This window comes from Erythrobacter sp. JK5 (genome assembly GCF_018205975.1).
GTDB lineage: Bacteria > Pseudomonadota > Alphaproteobacteria > Sphingomonadales > Sphingomonadaceae > Erythrobacter.
In genome coordinates, this window is the sequence record NZ_CP073577.1 from 1,236,198 (window position 1) to 1,250,689 (window position 14,492).

Here is a 14,492-nt window from a genome sequence, read left to right on the forward strand (position 1 = left end):
CCTCCTGCCTGTGAAATCGGGGTATGCGAAAGTCTGCGCATGGCCCTAGCGTCCGGGGCCTGCCCAAGCAAATATAAAGTTATCTTTATATGTGTAATTGTTGCCGCATCGCCAACAGCCTATATATCGGACCCGGCGACATGATTTTGCGAAAGGAAATTACGCGATGACGATTTCGGTGGGTGACAAGCTGCCCGATGTGACCATGGTGAAAGCGACCGCTGAGGGTCCGCAACAGGTCCAGTCGGGCGAATACTTCGCGGGCAAGAAGGTGGCGCTTTTCTCGGTCCCCGGCGCGTTCACGCCGACCTGCTCGGCCAAGCATCTGCCGGGCTTCGTGGAGAAGGCGGACGAGCTGAAGGCCAAGGGCGTCGACGAGATCGTCGGCACTGCCGTCAACGATGCCTTCGTGATGGGGGCCTGGAACGAGGCAGCCGGATCGGACGACATCACGATGCTCGCCGATGGCAATGCCGATTTCGCTGAGGCGGTGGGCCTGACGATGGACGGCTCGGGCTTCGGCATGGGCAAGCGCGGGCAGCGTTTTTCGATGGTGGTGAACGATGGGGTTGTCGAACAGCTCAACGTGGAAGAGCCAGGCGATTTCCGCGTCTCCAGCGCGGAGCACATGCTCGGGCAGCTGTAGACCTCACCCCATGCAAAACGAGAAGGGCGCCCGATCGCGGCGCCCTTTTTCGATTCAGCTAGGCCTGCGCCGATCAGGCTTTCGGGAACCGGACCGCTGTCACCTTGGCCTTGAAGAACGCAAAATAGTCGTCGGAGCCAAAGAAATTCCCGGCTTCGACTCTTGTCGGCAGGGTGAATCCGTCGAACTGTTCGAATTCCGAGAGGTATCCGCCGAACCGCTGGATGCGGTAGGTCTTTTCGGGATTGGCATCGCTCCAGCGATCGAATTCGACCCGGATCGGGCGACCGTCACGGGCGATGAAGATGTCGACCGACTGGCTGAGCCCGTCGTGGTCGACCGTGACCCGGGCGCAATCGTCCGCCACCGCTTTCCAGGAGACGCCGGGGCCGGGAAGAAACGCGGCGGGAGTCCAGAATGCGGCTTCGGCCACATATCGTCCGAAGGCGGCGCGGCGATGATCCAGCGTTCCACCCAGGCGAGCGACCGGGATCACGCCCGCGAGCCAGAAGCGGGTCCAGCTCGCGCTGTCGGACCCGGACATTCTGAAGGCTCCGCGTCCGGCGCGCATCTTCCAGACGAACCCGTGCGGTGCGGCCAGAACCTGAGTCGCCTCCATGTCGAGATAGTTGGGACTGCTGTTGTCCCCCATCCCGAATTCGCCCTCCATTTCCAGCTCGGCGACACGCCAGGTCGGTGTTCCTTCGGCAATCAGGTATGCGAAATACCGCCGCGCGGGCTCGGGTAGGTCGGCGACACTATCGAGCGCGAACGGCGGCGGATCGGACGGCTGCATCGCCGCGAGCCGCGCCATCTCGTTGAGGTCGTCGCGCGTATCGTTCGCGCGCCACTTCACGAGCCCTCCGATCGAAGCGGCAGCCGCGACACCGAAGAATGGAACAAACCAGGCCATGGCGATCGATCCTTGCTTATCGGTAACGAATGGCGATTCGACGTGCCTTCCCAATACGCGGGCGGTGCAAGCGGATGTTTGATGCGGATCAATTAGCTCCATCCGAAAAATGAATATTCTGAAGCGCGTCGCAGAGGCTCTCGCGGTTTCGGCGAACACGAAAGAACGCACCGACACGGAGCAGATATGGCCTGGTCTCGACGTCAGTTCCTTGCCGCGAGCGGCGCGGCGACCACCCTGGCGACCGTCGGTGGATGCACCGGACGCGGCATGGCGACTTACGATGCGGTATCCTCTGCATTGCGTGCCGAATTGCCGACCGAACCACGCCTGCAGGACCTGATCCGGTTCGCGACGCTTGCTCCCAATTCGCACAACACCCAGCCCTGGAAATTCCGTCCGGGCCACCGCGCCGTCGAGATACTTCCCGACCTCGCGCGCGCCTGTCCCGCGACGGATCCAGACGATCACCACGTATTCGTGACGCTCGGCTGTGCTGCGGAAAACCTCTTGATCGCCGGCAACGCAAGCGGGATGCCGGGCGAAATCGTCGTGAGACCGGCCCGCGAGAAATCCTCGATCGAAGTGGCGCTGGGCACTGGACAATCCAGCGACAGGGAATTGTGCGATGCCATTGCGTTGCGGCAATCGACCCGCTCGGAGTACGATTCTCAACCGCTCTCGCTGGAAGAGCTTCGGCTGCTCGAAGACGCGGCCGCTATGCCCGGTGTGCACACCATCTTCATTACCGACCGGACGAGGCTGGATGGGCTGCTCGCATATGTAATCGAGGCGAACAGCCTGCAATGCGACGACCCGGCTTTCGTCGAAGAGTTGAGGGACTGGATTCGGTTCAATCCCGAAGTTGCTCTGGATACGCGCGACGGGCTGTTTACCGCCTGCTCAGGCAACCCGACCTTCCCGACCTGGATGGGTCGTTTCATGTTCGACCGGTTCTTTTCAAAAGAGGCCGAAAATGAAAAGTATGCCAGCCACCTCAACACCTCCGCCGGGGCGGTGATTTTCGTCGCCGATGTGGAGGCACAGGAAGGCTGGATCGCAGTCGGCAGGAGCTTCCAGCGGTTCGCGCTTCAGGCCACGGCTCTCGGCATTTGCCATGCGCATCTCAACATGCCGATCGAAGTCGCAGCCGTCCGCCCGCAATTCGCGAATTGGCTGGGGATCGAGGGCAAGCGGCCCGATCTCGTCATTCGGTTCGGAAAGGCTTCGCCGATGCCGACGTCTTTACGCAGGCCCGCCGAAGCCGTCATGTTCGCCTGACGCGGCTTGGCTGTCAGCCGAAGCCCATCAGGGCCATCACTTCCTTGCGGCTGCGATGGTCTTCGAGGAAGCATCCCAGCATGCGGCTGGTTGTCATCTCGACGCCATGCGTCTTGACCCCGCGACCGGTCATACAGCCGTGCTGCGCCTCGATCACGACAGCGACGCCCTGCGGCTCGAGATGGTCCCAGATGCATTGTGCCACCTCTGCGGTGAGACGCTCCTGGATTTGAAGCCGCCGCGCAAAGCCGTGCAGCACGCGCGCGAGCTTCGAAATCCCGACGACCTTCTTGTCCGGCAGGTAAGCGACATGCGCCTTGCCGGTGATCGGGGCCATGTGGTGTTCGCAGTGCGACTGGAACGGGATGTCCTTGAGCAACACGATCTCGTCGTAGCCGCCGACTTCCTCGAACACACGGCTGAGGTGGATCGCGGGATCCTCCTGATAGCCTTCGCAATATTCGAGCCACGCGCGGCCCACGCGCTTGGGTGTATCGATCAGCCCTTCGCGTTCCGGATCGTCTCCGGCCCAGCGCAACAGAGTGCGGATGGCCTCCTGGACCTCCTCGGGAACATCGGGCTTGTTCAAGGGATTCTCGGGATCGAATTCGTCGTGATCATGGACATGCATGTAGTTCATAGCTTGCAGGCTTCCTTTGGCAACCGGCGGCCCGGCGCGTGGCCTTGCCCGATGTAATAATGATCCCGGAGGTAATACCGATCAGAACGCCAAGGGTTCCGCCACTTGCAAAGGTCGCAAGTGCCGGAACCGGCAGGCGTTTCGATCCGTGTGCTATTCCTTGGCGTCCTCAGCCGCTTCCGGCGTCACTTCCGCCTCGTCCTTCTCGACGGCTTTTCGCTCTTCGAAGACCTTCACCATTTCCTTGTCGCGCGCGCCATCGATTTTCTCGGCGAAATCGGGAAAGTGATCGTCCTCTTCCTCGGTGATATGGTGGCGATAGCGCTCGTCGAGCTGCTTGAATTTCTGCAGCCAGCCGGGCGAACTCATGTCGGTGGCAGCCAGGTCGTTGAGCATCTCGTCGATTTCATGATGTTCCGCGACCGAATGCCGCGTTTCTTCGGTGACTTCCGGTTCGGCGAGCATTTCCGAGTACACGGCCTGCTCTTCGGCTGCGGCGTGGCTTTTCAGCTCCTTGGTCAGCTGAATGAACAATTCGCGGCGACGTTCACTGTCGCCGGTGGTTTGCGCGATGTCATCGAGCAACTTGCGCTGTCGGTCGTGGTCGTTGCGAAGATGTTCGAGCACTTGGGGTTGGTCGGTCATGATTGCTCCTTTGATGGGTTTGGTGAATCAATGGAGAAGACGCGGCTCGGTTCCGGACTGTTGCGCTGCGCACGACAGTTCCCCACATGAAAGCGATGTACGGTTTCTCCCGCAGCCCGTCGCCGGACGAGTTCGACCGCGTCGCGCGTGCCGTGCTGTCGCGGCTGCCGCAGGAATTCCGCGACAAGCTGGGCGATGTCGTGCTCAAGATCGCGGAGTTCGCGACCGCCGAACAGCTTGCATCCGTCGGGATCGATAGCCGCTGGAACCTTTCGGGCCTCTACGAAGGAACGCCGCTGACCGAACAATCGGTATGGCAGGCATCGGAGATGCCGCCCGTCATCAGTCTGTTTCGCCAGCCGTTGCTGCTGGAAATGCGCGACACCGGCGTCGGGTTCGAGGAGCTGGTTCGGCATGTGGTGATCCACGAGGCCGGGCATCACTTCGGATTCTCCGACGACGACATGCACTGGCTGGAAGACAGCGTCGAAGACTAGGGCCTGCGGCAGGATTGCCCGCGCCGGGTCTCCTGAATCCCTTTCCTGTCCTTGACCCTACCAAAAAAGGGACCGCCCAGCGGGCAGTCCCTTTCTTGGCGCGCCAGGAAGGATTCGAACCTCCGACCGCCTGATTCGTAGTCAGGTACTCTATCCAGCTGAGCTACTGGCGCGCGAGAGACGCGGCACATAAGGTGGCACGCACGGCTTGGCAACCTCTGATTTGGAGCCTTCCGGTGAGGATCATCGGCGCGCGAACACCCGTTTCGCCAGCGCGCGATCGAGCGGCGGAGTCGCGAGTCCTGCAATCTCCGCCGGAGTAAACCAGCCGATTCCTTCGCCTTCCAGCGCCCGCGGTTCGCCACTCCAGCGCGTGACGGTGTAAAGCAGGATGACAATCGACCGACCGCCGGTTTCGCGCGATTCCTCTGCAAAGGCGATCGGTTCGCACGCGTCGGGATCGATCGCGATGTCCAGCTCTTCGCGCAGCTCTCTTTGCAAGGCTTCCGCTGGAGTTTCAGCAACTTCCACCTTGCCCCCGGGAAATTCCCATAGGCCGCCGTGATGCTTTTCCAAAGGTCTCTGGTGCATCAACCAGCGACCATCCCGCCCCCGCAACGCCCCTGCAACGACCCATGTTACGCCCGTAGTCATGTCGGATTTTTTTCCAAGAAGGAGCCGCCAATCAACCCTTTCTTAAACTTCTGCGGCGATTTGTAACTCATCAGGAGCGTAAGAAACGGGTGTTCCCATGATTTTGACGAAATTCCTAAAGCACATTGGAAACGACAAGTCGGGTGCCACTGCTGTTGAATACGGCCTGATTGCTGCGCTGATCGTGATCGCTGCCGTTGGCAGCTTCCAGGCCGTCGGCAACCAGAACTCGACGGGCTGGGGCGCTGTGCAGCAAGCTGTCGAAGATGCGATGAGTTAAGGTTTTTGAAAGGCTCCCAATTAGGAATTCTTCAAGAGCAGGCCGTTACATCATCGAATGTCTGATCGTTTTACGACGGGCACGGGTACCGAAGACTGAACCAGGAGACTACACATGAAGTTCATCAACAAGATGCTCCGCGACGAGCAGGGCGCCACCGCCATCGAATACGGCCTCATCGCCGCTCTGATCGCAGTTGCTGCGATCACCGCGATGCAGGGTCTCGGCAACCAGCTGAGCGACACTTTCTCGGAAGTTTCGACCGAAATGGCTGGCTAAGTCGAAAGACAAAGCTGAAACGGAAAGCGGCGGGGTTTCCCCGCCGCTTTTTGTTTGTGCGCAGCAAACGCCGACGGACCCGTCAGCGAGTCCGTACCACCAGCTTGACCTTGCTCCCGGCGATCAGGCCTTCGTTGGCGCCAAGACCGTTGAGCACCCGGAAGCGTTGTTCCTGCGCATCGCTATACGCCATCCGTCGCGCCAGCCCGCTGACCGTGTCGCCGCGCTGAACGGTGACGATATCGAGTTGGCGCGGGATCACTGAACCGGCTTCCGACTGGCTGATCCGCCGCATCGACTGGAACATCGACGTGAACGTCGCCGATCGACCTGCCGGGGTGATCGCAGCGAAGTGATAGGCGCGATCGTTCGCGAATTCGTAGGCGAACACCACCACATCGACCTGGCTGCCGCCGTTGTTGACCCTCGCCGTGCCATACGCGGCCCGCAGGCCGTTGACGGTCGTGCGCTGGATGCTCGCCGGCGCCAGATTGCTGTTCTGGCCGCCCAGTGCGGTGAATTGCTGCCGGACATAGCTGTCGAGATCGCCGGCATAGGGCGCGAGCGTCAGCTGCGCCTTGCCGCTCTGGCCGTTGATGCTGACCGCACGGGTGCCGTTGACCATGTAGAACCCCTGAGGCGCGGTGAAGGCCAGGCGCAGCTGGGGGTGGATGAACTGACTGCCTTCGATCACCCCCTGTTCGGGGTCATCGCCATACAGCAATCCGTCGATCCGGGTCAGAAAGGTATCGCGCTGGGTGACACCTCCGCCCAGCCCCTGCGTCTTGGCCAGCGCGGTCTGCACGCGGCTGGCCGGGTCGGGGTGGGTCGATGCCCATTCGGGCACCGTCGCGTTGTTGCGCCCCTGCAACTGCGCGTCGAGCGCATTTTGCGCCGCGAGGCTGGCCAGCACGGTGCTCATCGCGCGCGGATCGTAGCCGGCCCGGGTCAGATAGGTGATCCCGAGATCGTCGGCCTCGAGCTCCTGCTTGCGCGAGAAGCGCAGGGTCAGCAGCTGCGAGCCCTGCAGGAAACCGCGAGACAGCGTGTCGCCGATCCCGCTGTCGCCAAGCAGGATGCCCGACAGAATCGCGCCGCCGATCCCCAGCAACTGGTTGCGCTGCGCCGCCTGCTGGCGCCGCTGCGAATGGCGCGCGGCGACATGGCCGACCTCGTGACCCAGCACCGCCGCCAGTTCCGCCTCGTTGTTCATCAGCGAGACGAGCTGCCGGGTCGAATAGATATAGCCGCCCGGGATCGCGAACGCGTTGTTCACCGAGCTGTTGAGCAAGCTTACCGTGAAGCTTTCGCGGGCGTTGCCGAGGCCGGAATGGACTGCGATATTCTTTCCTACCTGCTCGACATAAGCCGCCTGCGTCCCTGTCATCGCCCCGCCGAATTCCGCAAGAAACTGCGGGTGGTACTCGGCACCCTGCTTTGCTTCGTTATCGGTGATCGGTGTCGATGCCGAAGGGATCGGCCCGCCGGCCATGCATCCGGCAAGCGAAATTGCGAGCGCCGATAGGGCCACGGTGCGGTACGATGTTTTCTTGATTTTCATGTGCCTGCTCCTCCTCGATCCGCATAAGCCCGGATCCTGTTCTGCGGCGAATGCCTGCCAAAAGAATGAGTGGCAGCGACAGTCGTTCCGCGACGAAGCGAGCGGCTCAACCGCCCAGTTGCAGGAAACGCTCCTCGCGACTTCGTATCAGGGTCTCGCTCGGCTGATCGACGAGCGCGTCGAGTTCCTCGCCCAGCGCTTGTCCGAGCGCCTGCGCCGCCGCCGCGATATCGCGATGCGCCCCGCCGACGGGTTCCTTGACGATCCGGTCGATCACGCCGAGCCGCAGGAGGTGTTGCGCGGTGACCTTCATCGCCTGCGCCGCTTCGGGTGCCTTCTCGGATGTCCGCCACAGGATCGACGCGCAACCTTCCGGCGAAATCACCGAATAGACCGCGTGTTCGAGCATCAGCACGCGTTCCGCACTGGCGAGCGCGACCGCGCCGCCCGATCCTCCCTCGCCGACGATTGCCGAAACCATCGGCACCGGTAGCGCGAGACAGGCCTCGGTCGATCGCGCAATCGCTTCCGCCTGGCCGCGCTCCTCGGCCTCGATCCCCGGAAACGCGCCCGACGTGTCGACCAGCGTCACCACCGGCAACCCGAATCGTCCGGCAAGATCCATCAGCCGGATCGCCTTGCGATAGCCTTCGGGCTTGCCCATCCCGAAATTGTGTTTCAGCCGGGACTGGGTGTCGTTGCCCTTTTCGTGCCCGAGCAGCATTATCTTGCGACCGTTCAGCTTCGCGAAGCCGCCCATGATTGCGAGGTCGTCCCCGAAATAGCGGTCGCCACCCAGCGGCGTGAAATCCTCGAAGGCGTGCTCAACGTAGTCGCGGAAATGCGGGCGCGCAGGATGCCGCGCTACTTGCGTTTTCTGCCACGGGGTAAGCGAGGAATATGTGCTTGCCAGCAATTCGGCGCTTTTGGTCTCGAGCCGGGCGATCTCGCTCGCGACGTCGACCTCGCCGCCCTCCTCGACATTGCGCAGGTCCTTGATGCGCTCTTCGAGCTGCGCCACGGGTTTCTCGAACTCGAGATAGGAAATCATTCGCCCGCGCTAGTCCGATGCGCGCCGCCGGGCAAGAGGATGCTTGGCATTGACCAGCGCAACCAGCCGGGCGGCATCGACATGGGTGTAGATCTGCGTGGTCGCGATGTCGGCATGGCCCAGCAGCGTTTGCAGCACCCGCAGATCGGCCCCGCCTTCGAGCAGATGCGTGGCAAAGGCGTGGCGCAGGACATGCGGGCTGATCCCCGCCGGATCGAGCCCGGCGCGCACCGCAAGTTCCTTGAGCAGCTGGAACAGGCGCACCCGGCTGAGGTGCTTTCCGCCGCGCGAGGGGAACAGGTAACGCGACGGCGGATCGGTGGGACGAAGCGCCAGCCACCGCCCCAGCGCGTCGCGCGCGCGTTCGCTCACCGGCACCATGCGCGCCTGCCCGCCCTTCCCCGTTACCGTCAGCAGCGGCGCGTCGCGCGGCACCGCGCCGAGCGGCAGGGCCACGAGTTCGCTGGCGCGCAATCCGGAACCGTACAGCAGTTCGAGCAAGGCAAGTTGCCGGATCGCCACCGGTTTTCCGCCCGCAGCTTCGGTCTCGGCCCGTTCGAACAGAGTATCGACCTGCGCGTGGCTCAACACCTTGGGCAACGGGCGGCGCGTGCGCGGCTTGGGCAGCGCACCCGACGGGTCGTCGTTGCGCCAGCCTTCGTCGAGCGCGAAGCCGAAGAATTGCCTCATGGCCGAAGCCTTGCGCGCGACGGTCGAGGGCGCAAGCGCGGACCATTCCCCCGCCAGTCTGGCCACCTGCGCGCGCGACACCCCGGCAAGGTCTCCGAGCAGTTCTTCCGCTCCTGCAAGATCGCGGCGGTAGGCGGCAAGGGTGTTGGCAGCCGCCCCCGCTCGGCGGCGAGCATGTCGAGAAAGGCCTCGGTCGCGGCGGACATTATCCCCGCGCGACGGCCTCGGCCGCGATCATGCGCGCTTCCGCATCAAGTCCCACCCGGCGCAGCGCCGAGGTGATGTGATAGAGATGCAACGGCGTCATCTGCGACCAGTCCGAACCCTGCATGCCAAGCCCGGCGAGCAGCGCGACCAGCGCAGGATTGCCGACATCGGCCGCGCGCGAGATCGCGCGGCTCCAGCGCGTTTGCCGCGAAATGTCGATATCCAGACGATCGGCAAAGCCCGCCGCTTCGCCTTGGCTAAGCCGCCCCAGCCCGGCAAGCCCGGCCACAAGGAACGCCGATTTGCGGGATTCATCGCTGTCGTCGTTGCCGATGAAGCCATCGACTCCGTCCTCGCTGGCGTAACCGGCATTGCTGCCGCCTGCAGCGATGAGCGCCCAGGCGAGGCTGCCGACTTCGACAGCATTGCCCCAGCTGGCCGCATCACGATCGAGCCCGGCCGACAGCATCGAGACGATCAGGTGGTCCGCATAGCGCGCGAAGTCGGCGCCCGGCGTGATGCGCGCGGCGGCATAGGCCGTGGTCACGCTGGCGGCGTAATCGGGCTGATCGAGATCCCCGTCGAGCGTACCCCATAACCGGCGCATGGCCGCAATCCGCGCCGCCGGATCGGTCGCGACATAGGCCTCGCGCAGCAGCCTCGCGCGGTTGGCGGAATCCCCCGTGATCGCGTTGTCGGCATAGATCTGGCTGTAAAGGTCGATCATCGCCTGCGACGAGAATACCCCATCGCGCGCCGCCCGTTCGGCGTAGGTAAGCCGCTGCGCCAGAGGAACTGCGGCCGTTATCGCCCCGCTGCGAGAATAATAGGCCGCCGGGTCCTCGATCAGGTCATCGGGCACCGGCTCGCCGACCGCGTTGGCGAGCGAAAATCGCCATGGGTTGAGCTCCTCTACTCCGTCCCATTCGATTTCGACCGCGCCGCGTCCGCGCCCCGCTGCTCCGGCATAGCGCTGGGCCAGAAGGATATCGATCGGCGGTGCGATCTCGTCGCTCAGCGCGCGGTTCAATTGCGACGCTGCGAGCGCGCCCTCGCCCGCGTAAGCGTTGCAGATCGCCTGCATCATCGCCCATTGAGCGTCTTCGCGGCGCGATCCCTGCAAGCGCACCGCGGGGCAGGCTCCGACGAAATCCGCTGCGGCGATATAGGCGGTCAGCGCTTCGTCGGTCAGCGCGTCGTTCCAGTTGCCGGTGTCGACATCCTGCGCCAGCCGACGCGCCACCGCGTATTCGCCAATCCGGTTGAGCACGCCCGTGCGCAGCGCCGCGAATTCTACCGGGTTCATCCCTTGCGGCGCGGCAAGGCGGCTGGCCAGTGCCCGGCGCAACAGAATATGGCCCCAGCGCGACACGACCGGCCCCTTGGTTCCGGAAAGCGCGGCGCGGACCAGCGACGCAGGCTGTTTCGCCAGCGATCCGGTCGGCAGGCCGCTTTCGGACGGTGCCAGAACCCCGACCTGTTTGAGCGAACGCCGCGCAGCCGGCGGAATATCGAAACGCGGCTTCAGTCCGAGCAGATCGTCGAGTTCGTCGGTCGACATCGATTCGAGCTGTTCGAGCGACGGCAGGCGGGAGAGCTCCTGGCTCGATACCTGCGGAACCGGTGGCAGGTTGCCCGGATCGGGCGCGGTCCCGGGCAGTACAGTGCCCGGCTGAACGCTGGGAGCGGCAGGCGAGCCCGGAGTGGAAGGTGGCGCGGCAGTGGCGCGCGGCGCCGGCGTCGGCGAAGGGGCTGGTGCCGGATCGTCGAACCCCGGCGGCAGAATCGATTCGGGTGCCTGCTGCGCGGTCAGCGAGCCGGTCGCGAAGGCTCCCGTCAACGCACCCGTCAGACCGACGGTCGCCGCCGTTGCCAGCCACATCCTGCGACGCATCAGCTGTTCCCCTGCACTTCGAGCGGTTGCACAATCGGGTGGATCGGCTCCTCCCCGCCATCGATCCACGCCAGCGCAAGCACGGCCAGCAACGCAGCTGCCGCGTAGTAGGGCAGGCGACGACGCAGCCCGGCCAGATAGGTCGATGACCCCGAGAGTAAACCGGGCTTCGAGGCGGTCTGCAATGATTGGCGCAATTGAGACATGTTGCGCGCGCTCTAGCCCATCTATAGGCCATGCGGCAATGACCGAGCAGGCCCTATCGAACGATGCCGAAATCGCCCGCATGGCACGGCGGATAACCCGTCCGATCGTGCTGGTCGGATTGATGGGTGCGGGCAAATCGACCGTCGGCAGGCGACTGGCGACAATGCTGGGTCGCGACTTCATCGATGCCGACGATGCGATCGAAGAGGCCGCGCAGCGCAGCGTCGGGGAGATGTTCGAGGAATTCGGCGAGGCCTATTTCCGCGACGGCGAGCGCCGCGTGATCGCGCGGCTGATGGAAGAGAACAGCGGCGTCATCGCGACCGGTGGCGGCGCGTTCGTCGATCCCGAGACGCGCGCGCTCATCCTGGAACAGGCCATCGCGGTGTGGATCGATTGCGATATCGACACTCTGGTCGAGCGCACTTCGCGGCGCGACACCCGCCCGTTGCTCAAGAACGGCGATCCCAAGGCGATCCTGACGAAGCTTTTCAACGACCGCAGCGAATACTACGCGCAGGCTCATGTGCGGGTGCTGAGCGAGGACGGTCCGCATGCCGACACCGCGCGAGCGATTATCGAGGCGATCGACCGATGGATGTGATCCGCGTAGCGCTGGCAGGGCGTGGATACGATGTGACGATCGAGCCGGGGCTGCTCGGCGACCTTTCTCGCAAGGCCGAGACGTCTCTTGCTTCGTATCGCGAGGGGCGAAAGATCCCGTTCGTCGCGGATTCAAACACGCATCAGCAATTCGGCGAGAGCGTCGATGCCACCTTGCGCTCGAGCGGCTACCGGGCCGAATGGTTCGTGGTCGAACCCGGCGAAGGCGCGAAATCGTGGCCGGTGCTCGAGAGGCTTACCGACTGGCTGCTCGATCTCGGCGTGACCCGCAGCGATCACGTCTTTGCACTGGGCGGAGGGGTGGTCGGCGATCTCACCGGCTTCGCCTGCGCAGTGACCAAACGCGGCTGCGGTTTCGTGCAGATTCCCACGACGCTGCTGGCGCAGGTCGATAGTTCCGTCGGCGGGAAGACCGCGATCAACACGCGCGCGGGCAAGAACCTGATCGGGGCTTTCCACCAGCCGTCCGCCGTGCTGATCGACCCGCAGGTGCTCGATACCCTGCCCGATCGCGAGATGCGTGCGGGCTATGCCGAGGTGCTCAAATACGGCCTGCTCGGCGACGCGGAGTTCTTCGCCTGGCTCGAAGCCAGCGGCGACAAGGTGCTGGCGCGCGAGCCGGAAGCGCTTGCTCACGCCATCGCCACCAGCATTCGCGCCAAGGCGCGCATCGTTGCCGAGGACGAACGGGAGACCAGCGGGGTGCGCGCGCTGCTCAATCTCGGGCACACGTTCGGGCATGCGCTGGAAGCCGAGACCGGCTTTTCCGACCGGCTGCTGCACGGCGAAGCGGTCGCGCTCGGCATGGTTCTGGCGGCACGCTATTCGGCGCGACGGGGGGAGATGCCGGCGGAGGAAGCGGAACGGGCAGCGCACGCCATTGCGGCGGCCGGCCTGCCCTCCGAAATCAGCGGACTGTCGCTGGATTGCGACGGGCGGCAGCTTGCCGATCACATGCGGCACGACAAGAAGATGGAGGGCGGCACCCTGCCGTTCCTGCTGCTCAAGGCGATCGGCACCGCGTATCTCGCGCGCGATGTGGAATTCGCCGATATTGCCGCATTTCTCGATCAGGAATTGCAGCGCAGCGAGACAGTTTCGGCGTGACCCGCTTCGTCGATCTTTCGATACCGATCACCAACGATGTCGTGTCCGACCCGGAGGTGATGCGGCCGAAAATCGAATACATGACTCACGAAGATACGTGGGCGCAGATTGCGATGTTTTTCCCGGGTCTCGAAAAGGACGACCTGCCCGATGGCGAAGGATGGGCAGTCGAGAAGGTCGAACTGGCAACGCATAACGGCACCCACATGGACGCGCCGTGGCACTATCATTCGACCACGGACGAAGGCGCCTCTCCCGCCCCGAGCATCGACGAAGCGCCACTCGACCTGTTCTTTCGCCCTGGCGTGAAGCTCGATTTCTCGCACCTGCCCCATGGCCACGTCGTCAGCGCTGCCGAACTCGAGGAAGCATTCGCCGCAATCGAGTACGATCTCCAGCCGCTCGATATCGTGCTGATCCAGTCGGGCGCGGTCTATGGTACCGACAATTTCATCGATCAGGGTGTCGGGCTGGGCGCGGAGGCGACCCTGTGGCTTACCGAGCGCGGCGTGCAGGTCGTGGGAACCGATGCGTGGAGCTGGGACGCGCCGTTCAGCCACACGGCAAGACGATGGGCCGAAACGCGCGATCCCGCGATCATCTGGGAAGGCCACAAGGCCGGCCGCATCCGCCCGTATTACCAGATCGAGAAACTCACCAATCTCGAAAGCCTGCCACCGCACGGCTTCATGTTCAGCTGCTTTCCGGTGAAGATCGAACGCGCCAGCGCGGGCTGGATCAGGGCGGTGGCGATGGTCGAGGCGTGAGCGGCAAAGTCATCATCCTGAACGGCGTCAGCAGCGCCGGCAAATCGACACTGGCCCGCGCCATCCAGCAGCAATCAAGCGCGACATTTCTGCATGTGGAAATGGACGCGTTCATCGCTTTCCTCCCGAACGGTCACGAATTCAGACCTGACTGGTTCAAGCTGGAAACAATCGCGACGGAGTTCGGCGAGCTGCCGCGGATTTCGAATGGCCCGCGCGGTGCTGCGCTTCTCGGCGTGATGCGAACTTTCGTGATCGACGCAGCCGGTAAGGGGCTGGATCTGGTTGTCGATGAAGTCTGTCATGCGCCTGAAGCAAACCAATACCGCAGCGGCTTGCCGGCCAGCCATTCCCGGTTCGTCAAGGTTTCCGCGCCGATCGAGATTATCGAGAAGCGCGAGAAAGCGCGGGGTGATCGACTGATCGGGCTCGCACGCGAGCAGTCCGCTCACCTGCACGAAGGGATTGATTACGATATTGAAATCGACACGAGCACCGCAAGTCCGAGCGAGCTTGCTGCTCAGGTGCTGAGGACCATGGGCGGCTGAA

Annotated in this window: 17 protein-coding genes, 1 tRNA gene and 1 pseudogene; 9 read left to right on the plus strand and 10 right to left on the minus strand. The window is 63.6% G+C overall.

Annotated features, from left to right (window positions below; translation table 11 throughout):
- The first annotated feature begins 166 nt into the window (after positions 1 to 166).
- Positions 167 to 646: a peroxiredoxin gene (locus KDC96_RS06025; RefSeq protein WP_212451535.1), complete on the plus strand. Its 480-nt coding sequence runs from the start codon at positions 167 to 169 to the stop codon at positions 644 to 646.
- A 73-nt stretch (positions 647 to 719) separates the two neighbouring features.
- Here KDC96_RS06025 and KDC96_RS06030 read toward each other — a convergent pair whose 3' ends face one another.
- Positions 720 to 1,559 (minus strand): DUF6544 family protein, encoded by an 840-nt coding sequence (locus KDC96_RS06030; RefSeq protein WP_212451537.1) that lies wholly within the window; start codon positions 1,557 to 1,559, stop codon positions 720 to 722.
- A gap of 186 nt (positions 1,560 to 1,745) precedes the next feature.
- Between KDC96_RS06030 and KDC96_RS06035 the strand changes: the two genes are divergently transcribed.
- Positions 1,746 to 2,840, plus strand: coding sequence for a twin-arginine translocation signal domain-containing protein (locus tag KDC96_RS06035; RefSeq protein WP_212451539.1), 1,095 nt, complete (start codon positions 1,746 to 1,748; stop codon positions 2,838 to 2,840).
- 13 nt (positions 2,841 to 2,853) lie between these two features.
- Here KDC96_RS06035 and folE read toward each other — a convergent pair whose 3' ends face one another.
- Together folE and KDC96_RS06045 are read right to left on the minus strand one after the other, a co-directional pair.
- Positions 2,854 to 3,471 carry a GTP cyclohydrolase I FolE gene (folE, locus tag KDC96_RS06040; protein WP_249171999.1) on the minus strand — a complete coding sequence of 206 codons (618 nt, stop codon included), beginning with the start codon at positions 3,469 to 3,471 and terminating at the stop codon, positions 2,854 to 2,856.
- Between the two features lie 162 nt (positions 3,472 to 3,633).
- Entirely contained in the window at positions 3,634 to 4,125 is a 492-nt protein-coding gene (locus tag KDC96_RS06045) for a hemerythrin domain-containing protein (RefSeq protein ID WP_212451544.1), read from the minus strand.
- 86 nt (positions 4,126 to 4,211) lie between these two features.
- Between KDC96_RS06045 and KDC96_RS06050 the strand changes: the two genes are divergently transcribed.
- Positions 4,212 to 4,622 (plus strand): metallopeptidase family protein, encoded by a 411-nt coding sequence (locus tag KDC96_RS06050; protein ID WP_249171943.1) that lies wholly within the window; start codon positions 4,212 to 4,214, stop codon positions 4,620 to 4,622.
- 96 nt (positions 4,623 to 4,718) lie between these two features.
- Here KDC96_RS06050 and KDC96_RS06055 read toward each other — a convergent pair.
- Together KDC96_RS06055 and KDC96_RS06060 are read right to left on the minus strand one after the other, a co-directional pair.
- Positions 4,719 to 4,795, minus strand: a tRNA-Arg gene (locus tag KDC96_RS06055).
- A gap of 70 nt (positions 4,796 to 4,865) precedes the next feature.
- Positions 4,866 to 5,276 carry a (deoxy)nucleoside triphosphate pyrophosphohydrolase gene (locus tag KDC96_RS06060; protein WP_212451546.1) on the minus strand — a complete coding sequence of 137 codons (411 nt, stop codon included), beginning with the start codon at positions 5,274 to 5,276 and terminating at the stop codon, positions 4,866 to 4,868.
- 97 nt (positions 5,277 to 5,373) lie between these two features.
- Between KDC96_RS06060 and KDC96_RS06065 the strand changes: the two genes are divergently transcribed.
- Together KDC96_RS06065 and KDC96_RS06070 are read left to right on the plus strand one after the other, a co-directional pair.
- A complete protein-coding gene (locus KDC96_RS06065; RefSeq protein WP_212451548.1) occupies positions 5,374 to 5,556 on the plus strand; it encodes a Flp family type IVb pilin in 183 nt (60 codons plus the stop codon).
- A 114-nt stretch (positions 5,557 to 5,670) separates the two neighbouring features.
- On the plus strand, positions 5,671 to 5,835 hold the full coding sequence (locus tag KDC96_RS06070) for a Flp family type IVb pilin (protein ID WP_212451550.1): 165 nt from the start codon (positions 5,671 to 5,673) through the stop codon (positions 5,833 to 5,835).
- An 82-nt stretch (positions 5,836 to 5,917) separates the two neighbouring features.
- On the opposite strand, the gene KDC96_RS06075 is transcribed toward KDC96_RS06070, so the two are convergent.
- From KDC96_RS06075 to KDC96_RS06095, 5 genes and pseudogenes are all read right to left on the minus strand, one after another.
- Positions 5,918 to 7,396, minus strand: a complete 1,479-nt coding sequence (locus KDC96_RS06075) for a M48 family metalloprotease (RefSeq protein ID WP_212451552.1) — start codon at positions 7,394 to 7,396, stop codon at positions 5,918 to 5,920.
- Positions 7,397 to 7,502: 106 nt separating this feature from the next.
- On the minus strand, positions 7,503 to 8,447 hold the full coding sequence (locus KDC96_RS06080) for an acetyl-CoA carboxylase carboxyltransferase subunit alpha (protein ID WP_212451554.1): 945 nt from the start codon (positions 8,445 to 8,447) through the stop codon (positions 7,503 to 7,505).
- Positions 8,448 to 8,456: 9 nt separating this feature from the next.
- Positions 8,457 to 9,343, minus strand: a pseudogene (locus tag KDC96_RS06085) (tyrosine recombinase).
- Positions 9,343 to 11,238, minus strand: a complete 1,896-nt coding sequence (locus KDC96_RS06090) for a hypothetical protein (RefSeq protein WP_212451556.1) — start codon at positions 11,236 to 11,238, stop codon at positions 9,343 to 9,345. Before KDC96_RS06090 ends, KDC96_RS06085 begins: the two are co-directional and overlap by 1 nt.
- Positions 11,238 to 11,444 (minus strand): hypothetical protein, encoded by a 207-nt coding sequence (locus KDC96_RS06095; protein WP_212451558.1) that lies wholly within the window; start codon positions 11,442 to 11,444, stop codon positions 11,238 to 11,240. Before KDC96_RS06095 ends, KDC96_RS06090 begins: the two co-directional genes overlap by 1 nt.
- 38 nt (positions 11,445 to 11,482) lie before the next feature.
- Between KDC96_RS06095 and KDC96_RS06100 the strand changes: the two genes are divergently transcribed.
- Genes KDC96_RS06100 through KDC96_RS06115 form a run of 4 tightly spaced genes read left to right on the plus strand, consistent with a single transcriptional unit; the run spans position 11,483 to position 14,491 of the window.
- Positions 11,483 to 12,049, plus strand: coding sequence for a shikimate kinase (locus tag KDC96_RS06100; RefSeq protein WP_212451560.1), 567 nt, complete (start codon positions 11,483 to 11,485; stop codon positions 12,047 to 12,049).
- The gene (gene aroB / locus KDC96_RS06105; RefSeq protein ID WP_212451562.1) at positions 12,040 to 13,176 is read left to right on the plus strand and encodes a 3-dehydroquinate synthase; all 1,137 of its coding nucleotides are present in this window, start codon (positions 12,040 to 12,042) and stop codon (positions 13,174 to 13,176) included. Before KDC96_RS06100 ends, aroB begins: the two co-directional genes overlap by 10 nt.
- Positions 13,173 to 13,943 carry a cyclase family protein gene (locus tag KDC96_RS06110; RefSeq protein WP_212451564.1) on the plus strand — a complete coding sequence of 257 codons (771 nt, stop codon included), beginning with the start codon at positions 13,173 to 13,175 and terminating at the stop codon, positions 13,941 to 13,943. Before aroB ends, KDC96_RS06110 begins: the two co-directional genes overlap by 4 nt.
- Complete coding sequence (locus tag KDC96_RS06115; protein WP_212451566.1) at positions 13,940 to 14,491, plus strand: chloramphenicol phosphotransferase CPT family protein; 552 nt, start codon at positions 13,940 to 13,942, stop codon at positions 14,489 to 14,491. The genes KDC96_RS06110 and KDC96_RS06115 overlap by 4 nt, the downstream gene beginning before the upstream one ends.
- Position 14,492 lies beyond the last annotated feature (1 nt).